The organism is Enterobacter kobei (assembly GCF_001729765.1).
Classification (GTDB): domain Bacteria; phylum Pseudomonadota; class Gammaproteobacteria; order Enterobacterales; family Enterobacteriaceae; genus Enterobacter; species Enterobacter kobei.
Map to the genome: position 1 here is coordinate 1,349,754 of NZ_CP017181.1, position 21,719 is coordinate 1,371,472.

The 21,719-nt window shown below is 56.9% G+C and carries 19 protein-coding genes and 1 pseudogene; 11 read left to right on the forward strand and 9 right to left on the reverse strand.

The annotated features are described in order from the left end of the window. Positions 1-39: 39 nt before the first annotated feature. Positions 40-1,092, forward strand: coding sequence for a 3-deoxy-7-phosphoheptulonate synthase AroG (gene aroG, locus BFV64_RS06415; protein WP_014883052.1), 1,053 nt, complete (start codon positions 40-42; stop codon positions 1,090-1,092). Positions 1,093-1,153: 61 nt separating this feature from the next. On the opposite strand, the gene gpmA is transcribed toward aroG, so the two are convergent. The 7 genes and pseudogenes from gpmA to modE form a co-directional block, all read right to left on the reverse strand. Beyond that, positions 1,154-1,906, reverse strand: a complete 753-nt coding sequence (gene gpmA / locus BFV64_RS06420; protein WP_008501111.1) for a 2,3-diphosphoglycerate-dependent phosphoglycerate mutase — start codon at positions 1,904-1,906, stop codon at positions 1,154-1,156. A gap of 205 nt (positions 1,907-2,111) precedes the next feature. Further along, positions 2,112-3,155: a galactose-1-epimerase gene (gene galM / locus BFV64_RS06425; protein WP_023332432.1), complete on the reverse strand. Its 1,044-nt coding sequence runs from the start codon at positions 3,153-3,155 to the stop codon at positions 2,112-2,114. Beyond that, positions 3,149-4,297: a galactokinase gene (gene galK, locus BFV64_RS06430; RefSeq protein WP_014883054.1), complete on the reverse strand. Its 1,149-nt coding sequence runs from the start codon at positions 4,295-4,297 to the stop codon at positions 3,149-3,151. Before galK ends, galM begins: the two co-directional genes overlap by 7 nt. 3 nt (positions 4,298-4,300) lie before the next feature. Next, positions 4,301-5,347, reverse strand: a complete 1,047-nt coding sequence (gene galT / locus BFV64_RS06435; RefSeq protein ID WP_023332433.1) for a galactose-1-phosphate uridylyltransferase — start codon at positions 5,345-5,347, stop codon at positions 4,301-4,303. Positions 5,348-5,356: 9 nt separating this feature from the next. Beyond that, positions 5,357-6,373, reverse strand: a complete 1,017-nt coding sequence (galE, locus tag BFV64_RS06440; protein WP_023332434.1) for a UDP-glucose 4-epimerase GalE — start codon at positions 6,371-6,373, stop codon at positions 5,357-5,359. A 200-nt stretch (positions 6,374-6,573) separates the two neighbouring features. Continuing rightward, positions 6,574-8,045, reverse strand: a pseudogene (gene modF / locus BFV64_RS06445) (molybdate ABC transporter ATP-binding protein ModF). Between the two features lie 67 nt (positions 8,046-8,112). Then, positions 8,113-8,901 carry a molybdenum-dependent transcriptional regulator gene (gene modE / locus BFV64_RS06450; protein ID WP_023332436.1) on the reverse strand — a complete coding sequence of 263 codons (789 nt, stop codon included), beginning with the start codon at positions 8,899-8,901 and terminating at the stop codon, positions 8,113-8,115. Between the two features lie 127 nt (positions 8,902-9,028). Here modE and BFV64_RS06455 point away from each other — a divergent pair, with 127 nt between their 5' ends. From BFV64_RS06455 to modC, 4 genes are all read left to right on the forward strand, one after another. After that, positions 9,029-9,178, forward strand: a complete 150-nt coding sequence (locus BFV64_RS06455; RefSeq protein WP_014883059.1) for an AcrZ family multidrug efflux pump-associated protein — start codon at positions 9,029-9,031, stop codon at positions 9,176-9,178. A gap of 176 nt (positions 9,179-9,354) precedes the next feature. After that, positions 9,355-10,128, forward strand: a complete 774-nt coding sequence (gene modA, locus BFV64_RS06460; RefSeq protein ID WP_049010795.1) for a molybdate ABC transporter substrate-binding protein — start codon at positions 9,355-9,357, stop codon at positions 10,126-10,128. Next, positions 10,128-10,817, forward strand: a complete 690-nt coding sequence (gene modB, locus BFV64_RS06465; protein WP_023332437.1) for a molybdate ABC transporter permease subunit — start codon at positions 10,128-10,130, stop codon at positions 10,815-10,817. Before modA ends, modB begins: the two co-directional genes overlap by 1 nt. Before the next feature lie 2 nt (positions 10,818-10,819). Next, positions 10,820-11,878 carry a molybdenum ABC transporter ATP-binding protein ModC gene (gene modC / locus BFV64_RS06470; RefSeq protein ID WP_032637159.1) on the forward strand — a complete coding sequence of 353 codons (1,059 nt, stop codon included), beginning with the start codon at positions 10,820-10,822 and terminating at the stop codon, positions 11,876-11,878. Here the strand turns inward: modC and BFV64_RS06475 are convergent, their stop codons facing one another. Further along, positions 11,879-12,697: a pyridoxal phosphatase gene (locus BFV64_RS06475; protein ID WP_069601828.1), complete on the reverse strand. Its 819-nt coding sequence runs from the start codon at positions 12,695-12,697 to the stop codon at positions 11,879-11,881. It lies immediately after the preceding gene. A gap of 140 nt (positions 12,698-12,837) precedes the next feature. Here BFV64_RS06475 and pgl point away from each other — a divergent pair, with 140 nt between their 5' ends. Beyond that, the gene (pgl, locus tag BFV64_RS06480; RefSeq protein WP_023338174.1) at positions 12,838-13,833 is read left to right on the forward strand and encodes a 6-phosphogluconolactonase; all 996 of its coding nucleotides are present in this window, start codon (positions 12,838-12,840) and stop codon (positions 13,831-13,833) included. An 88-nt stretch (positions 13,834-13,921) separates the two neighbouring features. Here pgl and BFV64_RS06485 read toward each other — a convergent pair whose 3' ends face one another. After that, positions 13,922-15,205 carry a putative acyl-CoA thioester hydrolase gene (locus tag BFV64_RS06485; RefSeq protein ID WP_032637155.1) on the reverse strand — a complete coding sequence of 428 codons (1,284 nt, stop codon included), beginning with the start codon at positions 15,203-15,205 and terminating at the stop codon, positions 13,922-13,924. A gap of 225 nt (positions 15,206-15,430) precedes the next feature. Here BFV64_RS06485 and hutI point away from each other — a divergent pair, with 225 nt between their 5' ends. The 5 genes from hutI to hutH all read left to right on the forward strand — a co-directional run bounded on the left by hutI (position 15,431) and on the right by hutH (position 21,673). Then, the gene (gene hutI, locus BFV64_RS06490) at positions 15,431-16,651 is read left to right on the forward strand and encodes an imidazolonepropionase (RefSeq protein WP_045281108.1); all 1,221 of its coding nucleotides are present in this window, start codon (positions 15,431-15,433) and stop codon (positions 16,649-16,651) included. Next, the gene (gene hutG, locus BFV64_RS06495) at positions 16,648-17,586 is read left to right on the forward strand and encodes a formimidoylglutamase (protein WP_045281107.1); all 939 of its coding nucleotides are present in this window, start codon (positions 16,648-16,650) and stop codon (positions 17,584-17,586) included. The genes hutI and hutG overlap by 4 nt, the downstream gene beginning before the upstream one ends. Before the next feature lie 19 nt (positions 17,587-17,605). Beyond that, complete coding sequence (locus BFV64_RS06500) at positions 17,606-18,340, forward strand: histidine utilization repressor (protein WP_014883068.1); 735 nt, start codon at positions 17,606-17,608, stop codon at positions 18,338-18,340. A 127-nt stretch (positions 18,341-18,467) separates the two neighbouring features. Next, positions 18,468-20,156 carry a urocanate hydratase gene (gene hutU / locus BFV64_RS06505; RefSeq protein WP_047625430.1) on the forward strand — a complete coding sequence of 563 codons (1,689 nt, stop codon included), beginning with the start codon at positions 18,468-18,470 and terminating at the stop codon, positions 20,154-20,156. After that, the gene (hutH, locus tag BFV64_RS06510; protein WP_069601829.1) at positions 20,153-21,673 is read left to right on the forward strand and encodes a histidine ammonia-lyase; all 1,521 of its coding nucleotides are present in this window, start codon (positions 20,153-20,155) and stop codon (positions 21,671-21,673) included. The genes hutU and hutH overlap by 4 nt, the downstream gene beginning before the upstream one ends. Positions 21,674-21,719 lie beyond the last annotated feature (46 nt).

The window sequence follows — 21,719 nt, forward strand, 5'->3', positions numbered from 1 at the left end:
TGCTTTCATTACTAAAGATATGGCAGAGCTGGAAAGAAAATGAATTATCAGAACGACGATTTACGCATTAAAGAGATCAATGAGTTATTACCTCCTGTAGCGCTCCTTGAGAAATTCCCCGCCACTGAAAATGCCGCAAACACGGTTTCTCATGCTCGCAAAGCGATCCATAAGATCCTGAAAGGTAATGACGATCGTCTTCTGGTGGTGATTGGTCCATGCTCTATCCACGATCCTGCTGCGGCAAAAGAGTATGCGGCAAGGCTGCTTCAGCTGCGCGAAGAGCTGAAGGATGAGCTGGAAATCGTCATGCGCGTCTATTTTGAAAAACCGCGTACGACCGTTGGCTGGAAAGGGCTCATTAACGATCCGCACATGGATAACAGCTTCCAGATCAACGACGGTCTGCGTATTGCGCGCAAGCTGCTGCTGGAGATCAACGACAGTGGCCTGCCTGCTGCCGGTGAGTTCCTGGATATGATCACGCCACAATACCTGGCTGATTTGATGAGCTGGGGCGCAATTGGTGCCCGTACCACGGAATCTCAGGTTCACCGCGAACTGGCATCCGGTCTCTCTTGTCCGGTTGGTTTTAAAAACGGCACTGACGGCACCATTAAGGTGGCTATCGACGCCATTAACGCAGCGGGTGCACCGCACTGCTTCCTGTCCGTGACCAAATGGGGTCATTCCGCCATCGTGAACACCAGCGGTAACGGGGATTGCCATATTATTCTGCGTGGCGGCAAAGAGCCAAACTACAGTGCAAAACATGTGGCCGACGTGAAGGTCGGGCTGGAAAAAGCCGGGCTGCCACCGCAGGTGATGATCGATTTCAGCCATGCCAACTCCAGCAAGCAGTTTAAAAAGCAGATGGACGTCGGGGCTGATGTCTGTCAGCAGATTGCCGGCGGTGAGAAGGCGGTGATTGGCGTGATGATTGAAAGCCATCTGGTCGAAGGTAACCAGAACCTGGAAGGCAGCGAGCCGCTGGTGTACGGCAAGAGCGTCACGGATGCCTGCATCGGCTGGGACGATACCGACACCCTCCTGCGTCAGCTGGCGAACGCGGTGAAAGCACGTCGCGGTTAAGTCCTGAGGCAGAAATAAAAAAGCGCGGAAGGTTCCGCGCTTTTTTTATGTCTGGCGAAAATTACTTCGCTTTACCCTGGTTCGCGACAGCCGCGGCTTTCGCTGCGATTTCATCCGCGTTACCCAGATAGTAGTGTTTGATTGGTTTGAAGTTTTCGTCGAACTCATACACCAGCGGTACGCCAGTTGGGATGTTCAGTTCAAGAATTTCGTCTTCACCCATGTTGTCCAGGTATTTCACCAGCGCACGCAGGGAGTTACCGTGAGCGGCGATGATCACGCGCTCACCGCTTTTCAGGCGTGGCAGAATGGTTTCGTTCCAGTAAGGCACAACGCGGTCGATGGTCAGCGCCAGGCTTTCGGTGGTTGGCAGCTCAGCGTCAGTCAGTTTCGCGTAACGCGGGTCGTGGCCCGGGTAGCGCTCGTCATCTTTGGTCAGCTCTGGTGGGGTTACCGCGAAGCCGCGACGCCACTGTTTAACCTGCTCGTCACCGTATTTCTCAGCGGTTTCGGCTTTGTTGAGACCCTGCAGCGCACCGTAGTGACGCTCGTTCAGTTTCCAGGATTTCTCAACCGGCAGCCAGGCCTGATCCAGTTCGTCGAGCACGTTCCACAGCGTGTGGATGGCGCGTTTCAGCACAGAGGTGTAAGCAAAATCAAAGCTGAAGCCTTCTTCCTTCAGCAGTTTACCTGCTGCTTTTGCTTCGCTTACGCCTTTCTCAGACAGATCAACGTCGTACCAACCGGTAAAGCGGTTTTCGTTGTTCCACTGGCTTTCGCCGTGACGCACCAGGACCAGCTTAGTAATAGCCATCTCTTACTCCTCAAGCATTTTTAGAATGATAACAATTCTCATTATATTGCTGTGGCCAGGCCAGCAGCAACGCTTAACCCTAACCATAGCGAAAATAGTCTCCGAGTGTAAGATGCTTGTGAATCCAGGGTTATGATTTTGTCTGCGATCGGCGCTATTTTCAGCAAGGGGAGCAGAAAAAAGCCCTCTATGTGAGGGCCTGTCGTTAAGCGCGCGGAATGAAATGATACTCGGTGACGCTCACGTACTCTTCACCCGGGCGCAGAACGCAATCTGGCTGCGGCCATTCCGGATGATTCGGGCTGTCAGGCAGGAACTCGCTCTCCAGTGCCAGACCCTGCCAGTCGCTGTATTCATTGTGTTCGCGTGCCGTTGTGCCGCCAAGATAGTTACCTGAGTAGAACTGCAGGGCAGGGGCGGTGGTATAAACGGTCATCTGCAGCTTCTCATCAGCAGACCAGACCTGCGCGGCGGGCTGGCTGAGATCGCCTTTGGCCTGCAACAGGAAAGCGTGGTCGTAGCCTTTCACCTTGCGCTGATCGTCATCACTCAGGAAATCCTGTGCGATAGCTTTCGCATTGCGGAAGTCGAAGCTGGTGTCGTTCACCTGCTTCAGGCCCTTATACGGTATGCCCATTTCGTCAACCGGCAGGTACGCGTCCGCAAGGATTTGCAGCTTGTGGTTGCGCACGTCGCACTGGTTGCCGTCCAGATTAAAGTAGGCATGGTTAGTCAGGTTAACCGGACACGGCTTGTCGACCGTGGCACGGTATTCGATGGCGATTCGGTTGTCGTCGGTTAGCGTGAAGCGTGCTGAGGCGATAAGGTTGCCCGGGAAGCCCTGATCGCCATCAGGTGAATCCAGCGAGAACAGCACTTCGCTGTCATTTTGACGGACAATTTTCCAGCGGCGTTTATCAAACCCTTCCGGTCCGCCGTGAAGCTGGTTCTCACCCTGACTTGGAAGGAGAGGGTACGCCACGCCGTCGAGTTCGAAACGGCTTTTAGCGATGCGGTTGGCATAGCGGCCGACGGACGCTCCCAGAAAAGCCGATTGGTTAACATACTGCTCAGGCGATGCACAGCCGAGCATCGTTTCACGCACGCTGCCGTCCGGCATCGGTACGCGGGCGGAGAGCAGGGTTGCACCCCAGTCCATCAGCGTAACCACCATCCCTGCGCGGTTGCGCAGGGTTAACAGGCGATACGGCAGACCATCCGGTGCGAGGGTAGGTGTTTCGTTTAGCACTGTCCGGCTCCTTGTGATGCTTTACATACATAGAAGGTTTCTTTAATACCTGTTTTTGCTTCGTACTGCTTCGTCACGGCATCCTGTACAGCAGGGACCAGCTCTTCCGGCACCAGCGCAACGATGCAGCCCCCGAAGCCACCGCCGGTCATGCGCACACCGCCTTTATCGCCGATGGTCGCTTTGACGATCTCAACCAGGGTATCAATTTGCGGGACGGTGATTTCAAAGTCATCGCGCATGGAGGCATGCGATTCAGCCATCAGTTCTCCCATGCGTTTCAGGTCGCCTTTCGCCAGCGCGGACGCGGCTTCAACGGTACGGGCGTTCTCCGTCAGCACGTGACGAACGCGTCTGGCGACAACCGGATCCAGCTCATGCGCAACCTTATTGAATTCATCAAGCGTCACGTCGCGCAGGGCGGGCTGCTGGAAGAAGCGTGCACCGGTTTCACACTGCTCGCGGCGGGTGTTGTACTCGCTGCCCACCAGCGTGCGCTTAAAATTACTGTTGATAATCACAACAGCCGCGCCTTTGGGCAGCGGAACGGCTTTGGTGCCAAGCGAGCGGCAGTCGATCAGCAGCGCGTGCTCTTTTTTGCCCAGCGCGGAGATCAGCTGGTCCATAATGCCGCAGTTACAGCCCACGAACTGGTTTTCTGCTTCCTGACCGTTAAGGGCGATTTGCGCCCCGTCCAGCGGCAGATGATAAAGCTGCTGGAACACGGTCCCCACGGCGACTTCCAGAGAGGCAGAGGAGCTTAAGCCCGCGCCCTGTGGCACGTTGCCGCTGATCACTAAATCCGCACCGCCAAAGTTCTTGTTACGCTTCTGCAGATGCTTCACCACGCCGCGCACATAGTTAGACCACTGCTGGCTGTCGTGCGTCACAATGGGGGCATCAAGGGAAAACTCGTCGGTTTCGTTACCGTAATCCGCCGCTATTACGCGGACGTTACGGTCGTCGCGCTTTGCGCAACTAATAACCGTCTGGTAATCAATGGCACACGGCAGCACAAAACCGTCGTTGTAGTCAGTATGTTCACCGATCAGATTGACGCGGCCAGGCGCCTGAATAACATGGGTGGCAGGGTAGCCAAATTTCTCAGCAAACAGGGATTGTGTTTTATCTTTCAGACTCATTTTTTAGACTCCTGATTCGCGATAGTGGACGTCACTCACGGCACGCAGACGTTCGGCTGCCTGTTCCGCCGTCAGGTCACGCTGGGTTTCCGCCAGCATTTCATAGCCCACCATGAACTTACGTACCGTCGCAGAGCGAAGCAGTGGCGGATAGAAATGGGCATGCAGCTGCCAGTGTTGGTTCTCTTCACCGTTAAACGGTGCGCCGTGCCAGCCCATGGAATACGGGAAAGAGCACTGGAACAGGTTGTCGTAACGGCTGGTCAGTTTCTTCAGCGCCAGCGCAAGGTCGTCGCGCTGTGCGTCGCTGAGATCGGTCATACGCTGTATGTGCGCTTTCGGCAACAGCAGCGTTTCAAACGGCCAGGCGGCCCAGTAAGGTACGACGGCGAGCCAGTGTTCGGTTTCCACCACGGTACGGCTGCCATCGGCCAGCTCACGCTGGGTGTAATCAACCAGCATGGGTGAGCCGTTTTCCTCGAAATAGGCTTTTTGCAGGCGGTCTTCGCGTTCGGCTTCGTTAGGCAGGAAGCTGTTCGCCCAGATCTGGCCGTGCGGATGCGGGTTGGAGCAGCCCATCGCCGCACCTTTGTTTTCAAATACCTGCACCCACGGGTAAGTCTGCCCCAGCTCAGCGGTTTGCGCCTGCCAGGTGCCGATCACCTCTTTCAGTGCCTCAACGCTCAGCTCCGGCAGCGTTTTGCTGTGATCGGGCGAGAAGCAGATCACGCGGCTGGTACCCCGCGCGCTTTCACAGCGCATCAGCGGGTCATGGCTCGCGGGCGCGTCCGGCGTGTCGGTCATTAGCGCAGCAAAATCGTTGGTGAAGACGAAGGTGCCTTTGTAGTCCGGGTTTTTATCTCCGGTGACGCGCGTGTTGCCCGGACACAGGAAGCAATCCGGGTCATGCTGCGGTAGCGTTTGTTTCGCAGGCGTCTCTTGCGCCCCCTGCCAGGGGCGCTTGGCGCGATGCGGAGACACCAAAATCCATTGTCCGCTTAACGGGTTAAAACGACGATGCGGATGATCGACGGGATTAAACGAAGTCATGAAGGATCCTTAGTCCGGATAGCCTTGCGGGTGGCGTGACTGCCAGTGCCAGGTATCCTGTGCCATTTCATCAAGCGTGCGGGTCACACGCCAGTTAAGCTCTTTGTCGGCTTTGGTGGCATCCGCCCAGTAAGCGGGCAGGTCACCATCACGACGCGGTGCGAAGTGGTAGTTCACTGGCTTACCGCAGGCTTTGCTGAAGGCGTTAACCACGTCCAGCACGCTGCTGCCGACCCCGGCGCCGAGGTTGTAAATATGCACGCCCGGTTTATCTGCCAGCTGTTGCATGGCCGCAACGTGACCGTCGGCCAGATCCATCACGTGGATATAGTCGCGCACGCCGGTGCCGTCCTGGGTTGGGTAGTCGTTACCAAAAATCGCCAGCGACTCACGACGGCCTACCGCCACCTGGGCGATATACGGCATCAGGTTGTTCGGGATGCCCTGCGGATCTTCACCCATATCGCCAGACGGATGGGCGCCGACCGGGTTGAAGTAGCGCAGCAAGGCGATGCTCCATTCCGGCTGCGCTTTTTGCAGATCGGTCAGGATCTGTTCCACCATCAGCTTGCTTTTGCCGTACGGGCTTTGTGGCGTGCCTGTCGGGAAACTTTCAACGTAGGGGATTTTTGGCTGATCGCCATAGACGGTGGCGGAGGAGCTGAAGATAAAGTTTTTAACGTTCGCCGCACGCATGGCGGAGATGAGACGCAGGGTACCGTTGACGTTGTTGTCGTAATACTCAAGCGGCTTCGCAACGGATTCACCGACGGCTTTCAGACCGGCGAAGTGGATCACCGCTTCAATGGCGTGGTCGTGAAGGATTTCGGTCATCAGCGCTTCGTTGCGGATGTCGCCTTCCACGAAAGTGGGTTGTTTCCCGCCAAGACGTTCAATCACCGGCAGCACGCTGCGCTTACTATTGCACAGGTTGTCGAGGATGATCACATCGTGACCATTTTGCAGCAGTTGCACACAGGTATGACTTCCTATGTAACCGCTACCACCTGTTACCAGAACTCGCATGATTCGCTCCATTAGGCTTATGGTATGTAATAACCATAGCATAACAGAGACGCTAAAAGTGTGACATGGGATAAAATAGTGGAATCGTTTACACTCGTTTTCAAACTCGCTTTTCCAATCACTCAGACCATTCTAGATCAAAGAGATAGTGTTGTAATGATGCAAGTTATCTGAAAAGAGGAGGGCGGGGCCCTCCACGGTTAGTCGATGTGGCTGAGAAGGTAGCGATAGCGCTCGCCGTCCGGAATGAACTCAAGACGATGGGTGATACAGGAAGGGGCATCCTCGGCATGGTGTGAAACAAACAGCAGTTGGGTTTCACCCTCGGCAATGAGAATATCCACAAAGCGACGAATCAGCTGGCGGTTTAGCGGATCCAGACCCTGCAGGGGCTCATCCAGAATTAACAGTGTCGGGTGTTTTACCAGCGCGCGAACGATCAATGCCAGGCGCTGCTGCCCCATGACAAACTGTGAAACGGCGCGTCAGCCACCCGGCTATCCATCCCCAGAATATCCAGCCACTGCTGGGCCAGCTTGTGCTGCTTGTCCGACACCGCCTGATAAATTCCGATGGAGTCAAAATACCCGGAGAGGATCACGTTACGTACCGTGGTACTGACCCGGTAATCCAGATGTAGGCTGCTGCTGACGTAGCCGATATGTTTTTTAATATCCCAGATGGTTTCACCGCTGCCGCGACGACGGCCAAACAACGTGAGATCGTTGCTATAGCCCTGCGGATGGTCGCCGGTGATGAGGCTCAGCAGCGTGGATTTTCCCGCGCCATTCGGGCCGACAATCTGCCAGTGCTCGCCCGGATTCACCGTCCAGCTAAGATGGTTAAGGATCGGGCGGTCGTCATAAGAGACGATACCATCACGCAGCACGATGCGTGGCTGGTGAGGATCGAGCGCGTGGCGGGCTGACGGGGCATCGGGTTCCGGAAGGGTGATGCCGTCGAGCTGTTCACTGTGCGCGAGCTGGGCGATCAGCGCCTGCTTAAGCAGCGCCGACTTTTCGCCCGTCTCGGTCAGATGGCAGTCGGCCAGCACACCGGCATGCTGGACAAAATCCGGAATCTCATCAAAGCGGTTAAGTACCAGCACAAGGGTATATCCCTGCTGATTAAGCGAGCCCAGCAGATGCGCCAGCTGCGCCCGGGACTGGACGTCAAGGCCGTCGAACGGTTCGTCGAGGATCAGCAGCTCAGGCTCGCTCATCAGCGCCTGGCAAAGCAGGGTTTTCCGCGTTTCGCCGGTAGAAAGATATTTGAAGCGTCGGTTGAGCAGGGCGGTAATGCCGAACTGTTCAGCCAGGCGCTGACAGCGGGCAGGATCTTTCACCTCATCCTGGATAATTTCCGCCGTTGTACGGCCGGTATCTTCTTCTCCAGGACTGAGTAAATCGGTATTGTTGCGCTGCCATTCGTCGCTCACCAGCTTTTGCAGTTGTTCAAAAGAGAGGCGCGTCAGGCGCGTAACGTCGCTCTGGTATTCCCCTTTGAGGAGGGTGAGCTCCCCCGCCAGCGCACGGGCCAGCGCGGATTTACCGCTGCCGTTAGTGCCAACAAACGCCCAGCTTTCACCCGCGCGTATTGTCAAATCAGCAATCGCCAGCGTCCGGGTATCGCTAAGACAAAACGTACCTTGCGAAATATGCAATAATGCCATGATTTATCCCATTTTTTGCAGCAACAGATGTCAGGGATACTCACTGTCAGCGCGGTTGTCAATGCGCTCAGCACAATGTGGCGATAATCACCCGGTCTGCGTTGAAATATGCGGTGACGACAGCTCCTTCTTCTAAGCCGTCCGCCTCGCTGCAAGGTACCGTCGCGCAGAGTGATTGTCCGTCCGCCAGCGTCATAAGCACTTCGCATTGCGCCTTGCCGCGTTCAATATGGCTGATTGCGCCCGATAGCTGGTTATCCGCTGCCTGTGCCGTGTCGGGGTTACGCGTGATATTGACCCATGGCGCTTTCAGTAACACCAGCACCTCTTTACCTTCATCCAGGCCAAGGCGCTCTGCACTCTGCGCGGTGATTGCGGCTTTCAGACGCGTTGTTCCATCGGCAAGCAGGATCTCAACATGCTGTTGTATCTGAAGATTATCGCGCGCCGTCACCGTACCAAACCACTGGTTGCGGGCGCTGGTTTGTAACGAGAAGCGGGAAATGGCGGCCAGCAAACTGTCCAGTGGAACGCTATCGTCATCACTCAGAACATCAAACGCTTTTTGCTGGATCTGGCCCAGAAGATCGTAAAGCTGAATCAGGCGCTGGCCGTAGCGCGTCACCCTGGCGCCGCCACCGCCCTTACCGCCCGTGGCTCTGTCGACCAGCGGGTGTTCGCTCAGGGTGTTCATTTCATTGATGGCATCCCAGGCGCTTTTATAGCTGATCCCGGCATTCTTTGCCCCCTGGCTAATCGAGCCCGTTTGTTCTATTTGTTTAAGCAGGGCTATACGTCTGGGGTCGGCAAAAAGCTTTTGCTGTAGTCGGAGAGTAAGAAGAATTTCGGCCTGCATAACAGTGTCCTGGCAAAAAGGATATTGTGACCCAAATGGTGCGGGGCGCAAAGGCTACCGCACAAAAGGGGATGTTTTTCTTACTTTTCAGGGTAGAATAAGCCCTTCACAATATCTGGAGAAAACCATGTTAGAGTTGTTGAAAAGTCTGGTATTCGCCGTGATCATGGTGCCAGTAGTGATGGCCATCATCCTCGGTGCCATCTACGGCCTGGGTGAAGTGTTCAACCTCTTTTCGAACATTGGTCACAAAGACCAGGCTAAAAAGCAGCATTGATTCCCTTCAAAACGCCCGGCTAGCCCGGGCGTTTTGCTCTCAAGCTTTTCTCATTTTCTCCGATAGTATTAAGAATCAGTCCAGCTTACCCCTTGAGCGGTACGATATAGCGCTGGGATCTCTATGAAGATATCGTTATATTATCGTCTATATAACGCTATATACAGGAGCTACAAATGGCACGTTCATGGGGACGTCTTTTCGCTGGGGCAACGCTGACGCTTTCACTTGCCGGGCAGGCGCTGGCGGACGACGGAAAAATTACGGTTTTTGCGGCGGCGTCGCTGACCAACGCGCTGCAGGATATTGCGGCGGCGTATAAAAAAGAGAAAAACGTCGATGTTGTCTCCTCTTTCGCCTCTTCATCTACGCTTGCGCGCCAGATAGAAGCGGGGGCACCGGCGGATCTGTTCATTTCAGCCGATCAGAAATGGATGGATTACGCGGCGGAGAAGAAATCAATTGATCCGGCAACCCGCGAAACGCTGCTGGGGAATAGCCTGGTTGTGGTGGCACCAAAAGCCAGCGCGCAGGCGGATATTACCATTAACAAAGAGACCAACTGGATGAGCCTGCTTAACGGTGGCCGTCTGGCGGTGGGCGATCCGGAGCATGTTCCGGCGGGGATCTACGCCAAAGAAGCGCTGCAAAAACTGGGCGCGTGGGAGACATTGTCGCCGAAACTGGCGCCGGCGGAAGATGTACGCGGTGCGCTGGCGCTGGTGGAACGCAACGAAGCCCCGCTGGGGATTGTATATGGCTCTGATGCCGTTGCCAGCAAGGGTGTGAAAGTGGTTGCAACGTTCCCGGAAGACTCCCACAAGAAAGTGGAATATCCTGTCGCGATTGTTGATGGACATAAAAACGCGACCGTGACGGCCTTTCGCGATTACCTGAAGGGGCCAGAAGCGTCCGCAATCTTTAAACGTTATGGATTTACGACTCACTGATGATATTGACCGATCCTGAATGGCAGGCTGTTCTGCTGAGCCTTAAAGTCTCTTCCCTGGCGGTTGCGCTGAGTTTGCCCTTTGGGATCTTCTTTGCCTGGTTACTGGTGCGCTGCCGGTTTCCCGGCAAAGCGCTGCTCGACAGCGTACTTCATCTCCCGCTCGTTTTACCCCCCGTGGTGGTCGGCTATCTGTTGCTGATTTCGATGGGGCGACGCGGTTTTATCGGCGAGAAGCTCTACGACTGGTTTGGGCTGACGTTCGCCTTTAGCTGGCGCGGTGCGGTACTGGCCGTGGCGGTGATGTCATTTCCGTTGATGGTGAGGGCGATCCGCCTCGCGCTGGAAGGGGTGGACATGAAGCTCGAACAGGCGGCCCGCACGCTGGGTGCCGGGCGCTGGCGCGTCTTTTTCACCATCACGCTCCCGCTTACGCTGCCGGGGATTATAGTTGGCACGGTACTGGCGTTTGCCCGTTCGCTGGGCGAGTTCGGCGCGACCATCACGTTTGTATCGAACATTCCCGGCGAGACGCGAACGATTCCGTCAGCCATGTACACCCTGATTCAAACACCCGGCGGAGAAGGCGCGGCGGCGCGACTGTGCATCATTTCAATCGTCCTGGCCCTGGCTTCGCTGCTGGTGTCTGAATGGCTGGCGCGGCTGAGTCGCGAACGGATGGGGAAATAAGGATGCTGGAACTGAATTTCACCCAGACGCTGGGGAACCACACGCTGACGCTTAACGAGACGCTGCCTGCAAGCGGCATCACCGCCATTTTTGGCGTCTCCGGTGCGGGAAAAACCTCTCTGATTAATGCGATTAGCGGCCTGACACGCCCGCAGTCAGGGCGAATTGTTCTGAATGACCGCGTTCTGAATGACGTGGAGAACAAAATATACCTCTCGCCGGATAAACGTCGCATCGGCTATGTTTTCCAGGACGCGCGCTTGTTCCCGCACTACAGCGTGCGCGGCAACCTGCGCTACGGTATGGCCAAAAGTATGGCCGGGCAGTTTGATAAGCTGGTGACGCTGTTAGGTATTGAGCCTCTGCTCGACAGGCTGCCTTCCTCGCTTTCCGGTGGAGAAAAACAGCGTGTGGCGATTGGCCGTGCCTTGCTGACCGCGCCCGAGCTGCTGTTGCTCGACGAACCGCTGGCTTCGCTGGATATTCCGCGTAAACGTGAACTGCTGCCCTACCTGCAGCGCCTGACCCGCGAGATTAACATTCCCATGCTCTACGTCAGCCACTCGCTGGATGAGATCCTCCATCTGGCCGACAAAGTGCTGGTACTGGAAGAGGGCAGCGTAAAGGCCTTTGGCAACCTGGAAGAGGTGTGGGGAAGCAGCGTGATGCATCCCTGGCTTCCAAAGGAGCAGCAGAGCAGTATCCTGAAAGTGAGCGTGCTGGAACACCACCCGCATTATGCGATGACCGCGCTGGCGCTGGGCGACCAGCATCTGTGGGTGAACAAGGTCGACAAGCCGTTACAGTCCGCGCTGCGTATTCGCATTCAGGCATCGGACGTCTCGCTGGTGCTGCAACCGCCGCTGCAAACCAGCATTCGTAATATTCTGCGCGCCAAAGTGGCGGAGTGCTTTGATGATAACGGTCAGGTGGAAGTGAAGCTTGAGGTGGGAAGCAGGACGCTCTGGGCGCGCATCAGCCCGTGGGCCAGGGACGAGTTAGGTATCAAGCCCGGCCTGTGGCTTTACGCGCAAATCAAGAGCGTCTCGATCACTGCCTGATTACAGCAGGTGGGTATAAATGTACTGCGCGATGCTATCGGTGGTGTTATCGCCAATCACCACGTTAGCGCGCGCTTTCACCGCGTCATCGGCGTTGCCCATCGCCACGCCGGTACCGGCAGCCTCCAGCATACTGATGTCGTTATAGTTATCGCCAAAGGCAATCACGTCACGCATCGACCCTCCCTGAGATTCCACGTACTGCGTCAGGCGCTTGCCCTTGCTGTTGCCTTTGCGGGCAATATCTACCTGATCGTGCCAGGACCATTCACATTCCAGACCCAGGGTCTGTTCAACCTGTTTCGCGAAGGTATTCAGTTTGGTGGTGTCTTCATCCGTCAGGGCGAATTTCCAGATAGCGTCAACTTCCTGAGCGGCCTGGCGCAGGGAGGACACCTGGGTAAAGACCGGACGCTGCGCTTCTGGCAGCGAAAGTGCCCAGTTACTGGTGCGCACCACATGGCCTGTAGGGCGCTCGTACAGCATCGCGTTGTCCACATACATCAGGCCATGAATGGCATGCTCATCCAGCAGATCAATCAGTTGCAGCGCCTGAGGAACCGGTAGCGGGTCGGAAGCTAAAACCTTTTTTGCCTGATAATCATACAAATAAGTGCCATTACAACAAATTGCAGGTGTATCTAACGCCAGTGCCTGATAAAAAGGATGAATGGCAACGTGATGTCGACCCGTTACGATAAGGAGTTGATACCCGTCTTCCTGGGCTCGTTTAAGCGCTTCAAGGGAGGAGGGGAGCAGGGTTTTCTGAGGGGTCAGTAATGTTCCGTCTAAATCCAGGGCAATCACACGCGAGGTCATTTGTTCTTCCGGGTTAATGTTGAATTTTAGGTCTCAGGCGATGTTACACCGAGAGTAAATCGCTGCAAAATTCCTGGCTAAAATTCAGCATTCACCGTTAAAAATAATCACTTTCACGCGCAGTGAGGAAAGGAGTATTCATGAAACAAACCGTTTATACCGCCAGTCCTGAAAGTCAGCAGATCCACGTCTGGCGTTTGAATGCAGAAGGTTCGCTCACGCTGGTTCAGGTTGTTGATGTTCCGGGGCAAGTACAGCCAATGGTCGTCAGCCCGGATAAACGTTTTCTCTATGTTGGCGTACGTCCTGAGTTCCGGGTGCTGGCCTACCGCATCTCGCCGGACGACGGCGCGCTGACCTACACTGCCGAAGCGCCGCTGCCGGGCAGCCCGACCCACATCTCGACCGATCGTAAAGGGCGTTTCATCTTTAGCGGCTCTTACAATGCGGGCTGCGTCAGCGTGACCCGCCTTGACGACGGCATTCCGGTCGACACAGTCGACGTGGTGGAAGGACTGGAAGGGTGTCACTCGGCGAATATCTCTCCGGACAACCGCACGCTGTGGGTGCCTGCACTGAAGCAGGATCGCATCTGCCTGTTTACCCTGAGCGACGATGGTCACCTGGTGGCGCAAAACCCGGCTGAAGTGACTACCGTTGAGGGCGCAGGCCCACGCCATATGGTCTTCCACCCGAACCAGCAGTATGCCTATGTGGTAAACGAACTGAACAGTTCGGTAGACGTGTGGGAGCTGAAAGATCCAAACGGTCAGATCGAATGCGTGCAGACGCTGGATATGATGCCGTCTGACTTCTCTGACACCCGCTGGGCGGCGGATATCCACATTACGCCTGACGGCCGTCATCTGTATGCCTGCGACCGTACCTCCAGCCTGATTACCGTCTTCAGCGTCTCCGAAGATGGCAGCGTGCTGGCCATTGAAGGTTTCCAGCCAACGGAAACTCAGCCGCGTGGCTTTAATATCGATCACAGCGGTAAATACCTGATTGCGGCAGGGCAGAAATCCCACCATATCGCGCTGTATGAAATCAAAGGCGTACAGGGTCTGCTGGAAGAAAAAGGACGCTACGCCGTAGGCCAGGGACCGATGTGGGTCCTGGTCAACGCTCACTAGGTGGCCTGAAACAAAAAACCTCGCGAATGCGAGGTTTTTTTTATCTCTGTAGGCCGGGTAAGGCGAAGCCGCCACCCGGCAAAACAGCTTACTGCTTCGGCTCTGCAACCACCTTGCTACCCAGACCGCGGTTGTTGTATTCCCACATGCGGTTGAAGTTCGCGTCATTCAGATTGCGCTGGACGTTCCCTTTATCATCCACCGCACCGGTATTGCCGGAGAACGGACGTTTGGAGATCGCGGCATCAGCCCACGGCTTCGCCATGTTAAAGCCTTCGTTGATCACGCTGTCGCGGATCACGACCTGACCGTTAGTGGCAGAGTCCACATCCAGGGAGCGACCCAGCTGTGCCACGCCGTCACCGGCAGCGTTAAAGCGGCTGTTAACGGCCAGGAAGCCGTAGAACAGGTTAGACTGTGTTGCTGGCGCAAACACGTAACCTTCCTGCTGAGTGCGCGAGTTCACCACGCGGAAATCGGTGTTTTCAAATACCACCGCGCCGCGACCGGACACCAGATCCACGTCACCTTCAACGTAGCTGTTGGTTACCAGCGTACGGGTCAGGCGGTTGTTCTGCAGCGTGTTCTTAACATCGCTGTTGGTCACGAAGAAGGTATTCTGACGACCCAGAATGTTGACGTTGTTAATCTGCACCTTATCGCCATCACTACGCAGCGCGACGGCCTGGTGGGTACCGGCATCGACGCTGTCGCCGAGGGTATTTTGAATGGTCAGGTTTTGCAGCTGCAGGCCATTATTTTGGGACCAGAATACCGCCGAGCACATCAGGCCAACGGTAGCGGAACGCTTGCTCTGGCAGTTATCAAACATGTACCACGCCGGTTTACCTGGCATATATTTACCGGCCGGGTTCACCAGGCGACGCCAGGTGGTGCTGTCGATTTCGGAATCAATCGCCAGGCCAATTTTCACGTCGATTGCTTTTTCGCCCAGACCGTAAAGGGTGATGCTGCCTGGTGCGGCCGGAACATACACGGTGCCTTCGTATTCACCCGGCAGGATCGCGATGTACTGGCGAGAGGCGCTGTGTTTGGTAATGGCCGCGTCAACCGCTGCCTGAATGGACGTGTGCGTTACGCCCTGGGCGCCAGCCGGGCCAACCACGAAGTCAGGCTGTTTCGGCAGGTTAATAGAAGACGGTGTCCACGGCGCAGCGTTAGGATCCATCGCTGAGAAGTAGTGGGCACGGTCGAAGTTCTTCGCTTCATCAGCGGACAAAATCGGGCGGGACGCGGTGCCCGGTGCTACCTGCTCAGAAGGCAGCTGATCCGGTGGTGTTGAACTGCATGCGGATAAGGTCACGCCAAAGGCGAGCGCTAACGCCAGACGGGAAATCCTGGAAATGTTCAAGGTGGAGCTCCTGGGTATGCAAGTCTTAAACGGGATAGACGAAATAGCCTGCTTTTTTATACTAAGTTGAGCGAAACGGGAAGATAAAAAGGGTAAAAGTTGCATTTTTTACCCCCGGGAGGCGGGAAAGTCATCACAAATAAATAACATTTTCTACCAGAACGGTTGACAGCAGACGGCGGATGAAAATAAATGTCTATACAACCTATGACAAGTGGAATGCCCATGCAGCTTCATCCTGACGATGTAATATGGCGAAATGCGCGACTGGCAACGATGGTTCCCGATGCCTCCGCACCCTATGGTCTGAAAGCGCAACACGCCCTGGTCGTGCGCGGTCAAACCATCCTGGCCGTGATCCCTGAATCTGACATTCCTTCCGGACACCGTCACTGCATCGATCTACAGGGGCGTCTGGTGACGCCGGGGCTGATTGATTGCCATACCCATCTGGTGTTTGGCGGCGACCGCGCGGCAGAGTGGGAGCAGCGCCTGAACGGTGTCTCTTATCAAACCATCAGCGCGCAGGGCGGCGGGATTAACGCCACCGTGACTGCGACACGCAACAGTTCGCCGGAAACCCTGTTGAAGCTGGCGCAGCAGCGGCTAGAGCGTCTGATGAATGAAGGCGTGACGACCATAGAAATTAAATCGGGATACGGACTTAACGCGGATGCCGAAGAGAAAATGTTGCTGGTTGCTCGCCAGCTTAGTCTGAGTAATCTGGTCGAGATTAGCCCGACGCTTCTGGCGGCACATGCCGTCCCTGCGGAATACCGACAGGATCCGGATGCGTATCTCACGCTGGTCTGCGAGCAGATCATGCCCACGCTGTGGCAAAAAGCGTTATTTGAAGCGGTAGATGTGTTTTGTGAAAACGTCGGCTTTACCCCGTCGCAAACCGAGCGCCTTTTCCAGGCCGCCACCGCGCTGGGTATTCCGGTGAAAGGGCATGTTGAGCAGCTGTCTAATCAGGGCGGTGCGGCGCTGGTCAGCCAGTATAAAGGGCTGTCAGCGGATCATATCGAATATCTCGACGACGCAGGCATTCAGGCGATGGCGCAAAGCGGTACGGTGGCGGTATTGCTCCCCGGCGCGTTCTATTTCCTTCAGGAGCGCCAGCGCCCGCCGGTTGAACAGCTCAGAAAACAGGGAGTGCCGATGGCGGTGGCCACCGACTATAACCCCGGCACCAGCCCGTTTGCGAGCCTGCACCTGGCGATGAATATGGCCTGCGTCCAGTTTGGCCTGACCCCTGAAGAGGCCTGGGCTGGCGTCACGCGACACGCCGCGCAGGCGCTGGGTCGCGGCGCAACCCACGGGCAATTGCAGGCGGGGTATGTGGCCGATTTTATCGTCTGGGATGCTGACCATCCGGTTGAGATGGTCTATGAACCGGGTCGCAATCCGTTGTATCAGCGTATTTTCCGTGGGGAGGCAGTATGAGGTTATGGCGGCCCGTAGCCGAAACGGTCTGGCAGGGGCGTGACGACAGCGCCGAGGCCAGCAATGCAAAGCGTATCTTTCAGACGATACAGCAGCAGGCGCAGTTTACGCCGCTTTCCTCTGGCATCGCGCTGATCGGGTTTGAATGCGATGCAGGGGTTAAACGCAATCAGGGCAGGCCTGGCGCCGTGCAGGCCCCTGATATCCTGCGCAACGCGCTGGCGAATATGGCCAGCCATCAGGGACACGAACGGCTTGCGGATATGGGGTCCGTGTATGTCGAAGGTGATGAACTTGAAGCGGCACAGCGGGTTTTAAGCGATGCGGTGACGGCCTGCCAGCAGTCCGGGATGCGCACGCTCATCTTTGGCGGCGGGCACGAGACCGCCTGGGCGCATGGTCGGGGCATTCTCGATGCCTTCCCGAACGAGCGCGTGGCGGTGATTAATCTTGATGCCCATCTCGATCTGCGCAAGGCCGAGCGTGCAACATCCGGTACCCCGTTTCGTCAACTGGCCCATTACTGCGAGGACCACGGTCGGGCGTTTCGCTACGCCTGCTTTGGCGTCAGCCGGGCAGCCAACACGCAGGCACTCTGGGATGAAGCGGAACGCCTGAACGTCACGCTGGTGGAGGACTGGCATTTCAGACGCGATGCGTTATCTGCGCTGGAAAAGGTGCTGGCGCAGGCCGATCGGGTCTACCTGACTATTGACCTCGACGTTCTGCCGGCGAGCGAAATGCCTGCCGTATCCGCCCCTGCGGCGTTAGGGGTACCGGCGCTGGATCTTCTGCCGGTTATCGAACAAATCTGTCGCAGCGGTAAGCTGCAGGCCGCCGATCTGGTAGAGTTTAACCCGCAGTACGACAGGGACGGACAGGGCGCGAAGCTTGCCGCTCGTCTGGCCTGGCAAATTGCTCACTGGTGGGCATAACCCTATTTAAGGAGTCATGATGTTTTCACGCTCGCCCCTGGCGCAGTCGAGCCCTCCTGCGCCTTTCTACGAAAAGGTGAAGCAGGCTATCAGCGAAAAAATTGCTACCGGTGTCTGGCGCCCTCACGATCGTATTCCGTCCGAGGCCGAGCTGGTGGCGCAATTTGGATTTAGTCGGATGACCATCAACCGGGCGCTGCGCGAACTGACCGATGAAGGTCTTCTGGTGCGCCTGCAGGGGGTCGGCACTTTCGTGGCGGAGCCCAAAGGTCAGTCGGCGCTGTTTGAAATCCGCAGTATTGCCGATGAGATACACTCGCGAAATCATCAGCACCGCTGCGAGGTGCTGGTGCTCGAAGAGACCGAGGCGAGCGCCGAGCAGGCCGCCGAGCTGAATGTTAAAGAAGGGAGCCGCATCTTCCACTCCGTGATGGTGCATTTTGAGAACGACATTCCGGTACAGATTGAAGATCGCTGCGTTAACGCAGAGCGGATACCGGAGTATCTGAGCCAGGATTACACCCAAACCACGCCGCATGCGTACCTCTCGCTGGTCGCACCGCTGACGGAAGGGGAACACATTGTGGAGGCTGTGCGCGCCACGCCGCAGGAATGTGAACGGTTGCGCATTAAAGAGCACGATCCGTGCCTGCTGATCCGCCGTCGAACCTGGTCATCATCGCAGATTGTCTCCCATGCCAGGCTGCTTTTCCCGGGTAACCGTTACCGGCTGCAGGGCCATTTTATGTCATAAGTTTTATAAGCGTGATCGCTAACGCAATATAACAAAATTGTATCTTTTTTGTTAAATCTGACCTTGTGTGTGCTTGTCTATACAAGTATATCTAAATGCATCATCTGTCCTTTATGAGGAGCACACAATGTCGTCAGGTAAACACCGCCAGCAGGATGTCCGCGCCGCGCGCGGCACCACGCTTACCGCCAAAAGCTGGCTCACCGAAGCCCCGCTGCGCATGTTGATGAATAACCTCGACCCTGAGGTGGCGGAGAACCCCCACGAGCTGGTGGTCTACGGCGGTATAGGCCGCGCCGCGCGTAACTGGGAATGCTATGACGCAATTGTAAAATCCCTGACTCATCTCGAACACGACGAAACCCTGCTGGTACAGTCCGGCAAGCCGGTCGGCGTATTCAAAACCCATAAAAACGCGCCACGCGTGCTGATCGCCAACTCTAACCTGGTGCCGCACTGGGCGACGTGGGAACACTTCAACGAGCTGGATGCCAAAGGGCTGGCGATGTATGGTCAGATGACCGCCGGGAGCTGGATCTACATTGGCAGCCAGGGGATTGTGCAAGGCACTTACGAAACCTTCGTGGAAGCCGGTCGCCAGCACTATAACGGCTCGCTGAAAGGCCGCTGGGTATTGACTGCCGGTCTCGGCGGTATGGGCGGCGCGCAGCCACTGGCTGCCACGCTTGCTGGCGCCTGCTCGCTTAACATTGAGTGCCAGCAGAGCCGCATTGATTTCCGTCTGCGTACCCGCTACGTCGACGAGCAGGCTGATAATCTCGACGATGCGCTGGCGCGCATCAAAAAATACACCTCGGAAGGCAAAGCGGTGTCGATCGCCCTGTGCGGCAACGCGGCAGAGATTCTGCCTGAACTTGTCGCCCGCGGCGTTCGCCCGGATCTCGTCACCGACCAGACCAGCGCCCATGACCCGCTGCACGGTTACCTGCCAAACGGCTGGACGTGGGAAGAATACCAGCAAAAAGCGGAAACCGACCCGGAAGGCACGGTACTTGCCGCGAAACGTTCGATGGCTGAACACGTCTCCGCGATGCTGGCCTTCAGCAAGATGGGCATTCCGACCTTCGATTACGGCAATAACATCCGCCAGATGGCGAAAGAGATGGGCGTGACGAACGCCTTCGACTTCCCGGGCTTCGTGCCTGCCTATATTCGCCCGCTGTTCTGTCGCGGCATTGGGCCGTTCCGCTGGGTTGCTCTGTCCGGTGACCCGGAGGATATCTACAAAACCGATGCCAAAGTGAAAGAGATCGTCGCGGATGACGAACATCTCCACCACTGGCTGGACATGGCCCGCGAGCGCATTAACTTCCAGGGCCTGCCGGCGCGTATCTGCTGGGTCGGTCTGGAGTGGCGGCAAAAACTGGGTCTGGCCTTCAATGAAATGGTGCGCAGCGGCGAAGTCTCCGCACCGATTGTCATTGGTCGCGACCACCTTGATTCCGGCTCCGTTGCCAGCCCTAACCGTGAAACGGAAGCCATGCGCGACGGCTCGGATGCCGTTTCAGACTGGCCGCTGCTGAATGCCCTGCTTAATACCGCCAGCGGCGCGACCTGGGTCTCGCTGCACCACGGCGGTGGCGTGGGAATGGGCTTCTCCCAGCACTCGGGGATGGTTATCGTTTGTGACGGTACCGATGAAGCCGCCGCGCGTATCGCTCGCGTGCTGCACAACGACCCGGCCACCGGCGTGATGCGTCACGCGGACGCGGGTTACGAGATTGCTATTGACTGTGCCAAAGAGCAGGGGCTAAACCTGCCGATGATCCCTGCCACACAAGGAAATCATGAATGAACGCCTTAACACTTACGCCCGGTTCCCTGACGCTTAAACAGCTGCGAAACGCCTGGCGTCAGCCGGTTACGCTCTCGCTTGATGAAAGTGCCCACGCCGCCATTAACGACAGCGTTGCCTGCGTGGAGGCCATTGTTGCCGAAGGGCGCACGGCTTACGGGATCAACACCGGGTTTGGTCTGCTGGCACAAACGCGCATTGCAACGCACGATCTGGAAAACTTACAGCGTTCGCTGGTGCTGTCTCACGCGGCGGGGGTCGGCCAGCCGCTGGATGACGAGATTGTCCGTCTGATGATGGTGCTTAAAATCAACAGCCTGGCGCGCGGTTTCTCCGGCATTCGCCTGAGCGTGATCCAGGCGCTGATGGCGCTGGTTAATGCCGACGTCTATCCGTGGATCCCGGCGAAAGGTTCCGTCGGCGCCTCCGGCGATCTTGCGCCGCTGGCGCATATGTCGCTGCTTCTGTTGGGGGAAGGGCAGGCACGCTGGCAGGGCGAATGGCTTCCTGCCAAAGAGGCGCTGAAAAAAGCCGGTTTAGCCCCGATCACCCTGGCGGCGAAGGAGGGGCTGGCGCTGCTGAACGGCACGCAGGCGTCGACCGCCTTCGCGCTGCGCGGCCTGTTTGAAGCGGAGGATCTGTTTGCCTCGGCGGTGGTGTGCGGCGCGCTCACTACTGAAGCCGTGCTGGGTTCGCGTCGTCCGTTCGACGCCCGCATCCACGAGGTGCGCGGCCAGCGCGGCCAGATTGACGCCGCCGCCATGTATCGCCACGTGCTCACCGACACCAGCGAAATTGCGGATTCACACCACAACTGTGAAAAAGTGCAGGATCCGTACTCTCTGCGCTGCCAGCCGCAGGTGATGGGCGCGTGCCTGACGCAGCTGCGCCAGGCCGCAGAGGTACTGCTGATAGAGGCCAACGCGGTATCCGATAACCCGCTGGTCTTCGCCCAGGAAAACGAGGTGGTCTCCGGCGGTAACTTCCACGCCGAGCCGGTGGCGATGGCGGCGGATAATATCGCCCTGGCCATTGCCGAAATTGGCGCGTTGTCAGAACGCCGTATCGCGCTGATGATGGATAAACATATGTCGCAGCTGCCACCGTTCCTGGTGCGTAACGGCGGGGTCAACTCGGGCTTTATGATTGCCCAGGTGACGGCTGCCGCGCTGGCGAGTGAAAACAAAGCGCTGTCGCACCCGCACAGTGTCGACAGCCTGCCAACCTCGGCGAACCAGGAGGACCACGTCTCGATGGCCCCGGCTGCCGGACGTCGTCTCTGGGAGATGGCCGCCAACACCCGCGGCGTGCTGGCGGTGGAATGGCTGGCGGCAAGTCAGGGTATTGATTTGCGTGAAGGGCTGAAATCCAGCCCGCTGCTGGAGCAGGCGCGTCAGGCGCTTCGTGAGCACGTATCGCATTACGATGACGACCGCTTCTTTGCGCCGGACATTGATAAAGCGATGCAGCTTCTGGAAGAGGGACGGCTGGTAGGGCTGCTACCTTCCGTGCTGTGATTCGTGCCCGGTGGCGCTGCGCTTACCGGGCCTACGAGTGCAAAAT

What these genes read in the sequence shown, in the direction of transcription:
- hutU (WP_047625430.1), top strand. Translation starts at nt 18,468, where the DNA reads ATGTCGTCAGGTAAACACCGCCAGCAGGATGTCCGCGCCGCGCGCGGC.
- modE (WP_023332436.1), bottom strand. Translation starts at nt 8,901, where the DNA reads ATGCAGGCCGAAATTCTTCTTACTCTCCGACTACAGCAAAAGCTTTTT.
- BFV64_RS06475 (WP_069601828.1), bottom strand. Translation starts at nt 12,697, where the DNA reads ATGACCTCGCGTGTGATTGCCCTGGATTTAGACGGAACATTACTGACC.
- modC (WP_032637159.1), top strand. Translation starts at nt 10,820, where the DNA reads ATGCTGGAACTGAATTTCACCCAGACGCTGGGGAACCACACGCTGACG.
- modA (WP_049010795.1), top strand. Translation starts at nt 9,355, where the DNA reads ATGGCACGTTCATGGGGACGTCTTTTCGCTGGGGCAACGCTGACGCTT.
- hutI (WP_045281108.1), top strand. Translation starts at nt 15,431, where the DNA reads ATGCAGCTTCATCCTGACGATGTAATATGGCGAAATGCGCGACTGGCA.
- modB (WP_023332437.1), top strand. Translation starts at nt 10,128, where the DNA reads ATGATATTGACCGATCCTGAATGGCAGGCTGTTCTGCTGAGCCTTAAA.
- galT (WP_023332433.1), bottom strand. Translation starts at nt 5,347, where the DNA reads ATGACTTCGTTTAATCCCGTCGATCATCCGCATCGTCGTTTTAACCCG.
- aroG (WP_014883052.1), top strand. Translation starts at nt 40, where the DNA reads ATGAATTATCAGAACGACGATTTACGCATTAAAGAGATCAATGAGTTA.
- galK (WP_014883054.1), bottom strand. Translation starts at nt 4,297, where the DNA reads ATGAGTCTGAAAGATAAAACACAATCCCTGTTTGCTGAGAAATTTGGC.
- hutG (WP_045281107.1), top strand. Translation starts at nt 16,648, where the DNA reads ATGAGGTTATGGCGGCCCGTAGCCGAAACGGTCTGGCAGGGGCGTGAC.
- hutH (WP_069601829.1), top strand. Translation starts at nt 20,153, where the DNA reads ATGAACGCCTTAACACTTACGCCCGGTTCCCTGACGCTTAAACAGCTG.
- galE (WP_023332434.1), bottom strand. Translation starts at nt 6,373, where the DNA reads ATGCGAGTTCTGGTAACAGGTGGTAGCGGTTACATAGGAAGTCATACC.
- gpmA (WP_008501111.1), bottom strand. Translation starts at nt 1,906, where the DNA reads ATGGCTATTACTAAGCTGGTCCTGGTGCGTCACGGCGAAAGCCAGTGG.
- BFV64_RS06455 (WP_014883059.1), top strand. Translation starts at nt 9,029, where the DNA reads ATGTTAGAGTTGTTGAAAAGTCTGGTATTCGCCGTGATCATGGTGCCA.
- BFV64_RS06500 (WP_014883068.1), top strand. Translation starts at nt 17,606, where the DNA reads ATGTTTTCACGCTCGCCCCTGGCGCAGTCGAGCCCTCCTGCGCCTTTC.
- pgl (WP_023338174.1), top strand. Translation starts at nt 12,838, where the DNA reads ATGAAACAAACCGTTTATACCGCCAGTCCTGAAAGTCAGCAGATCCAC.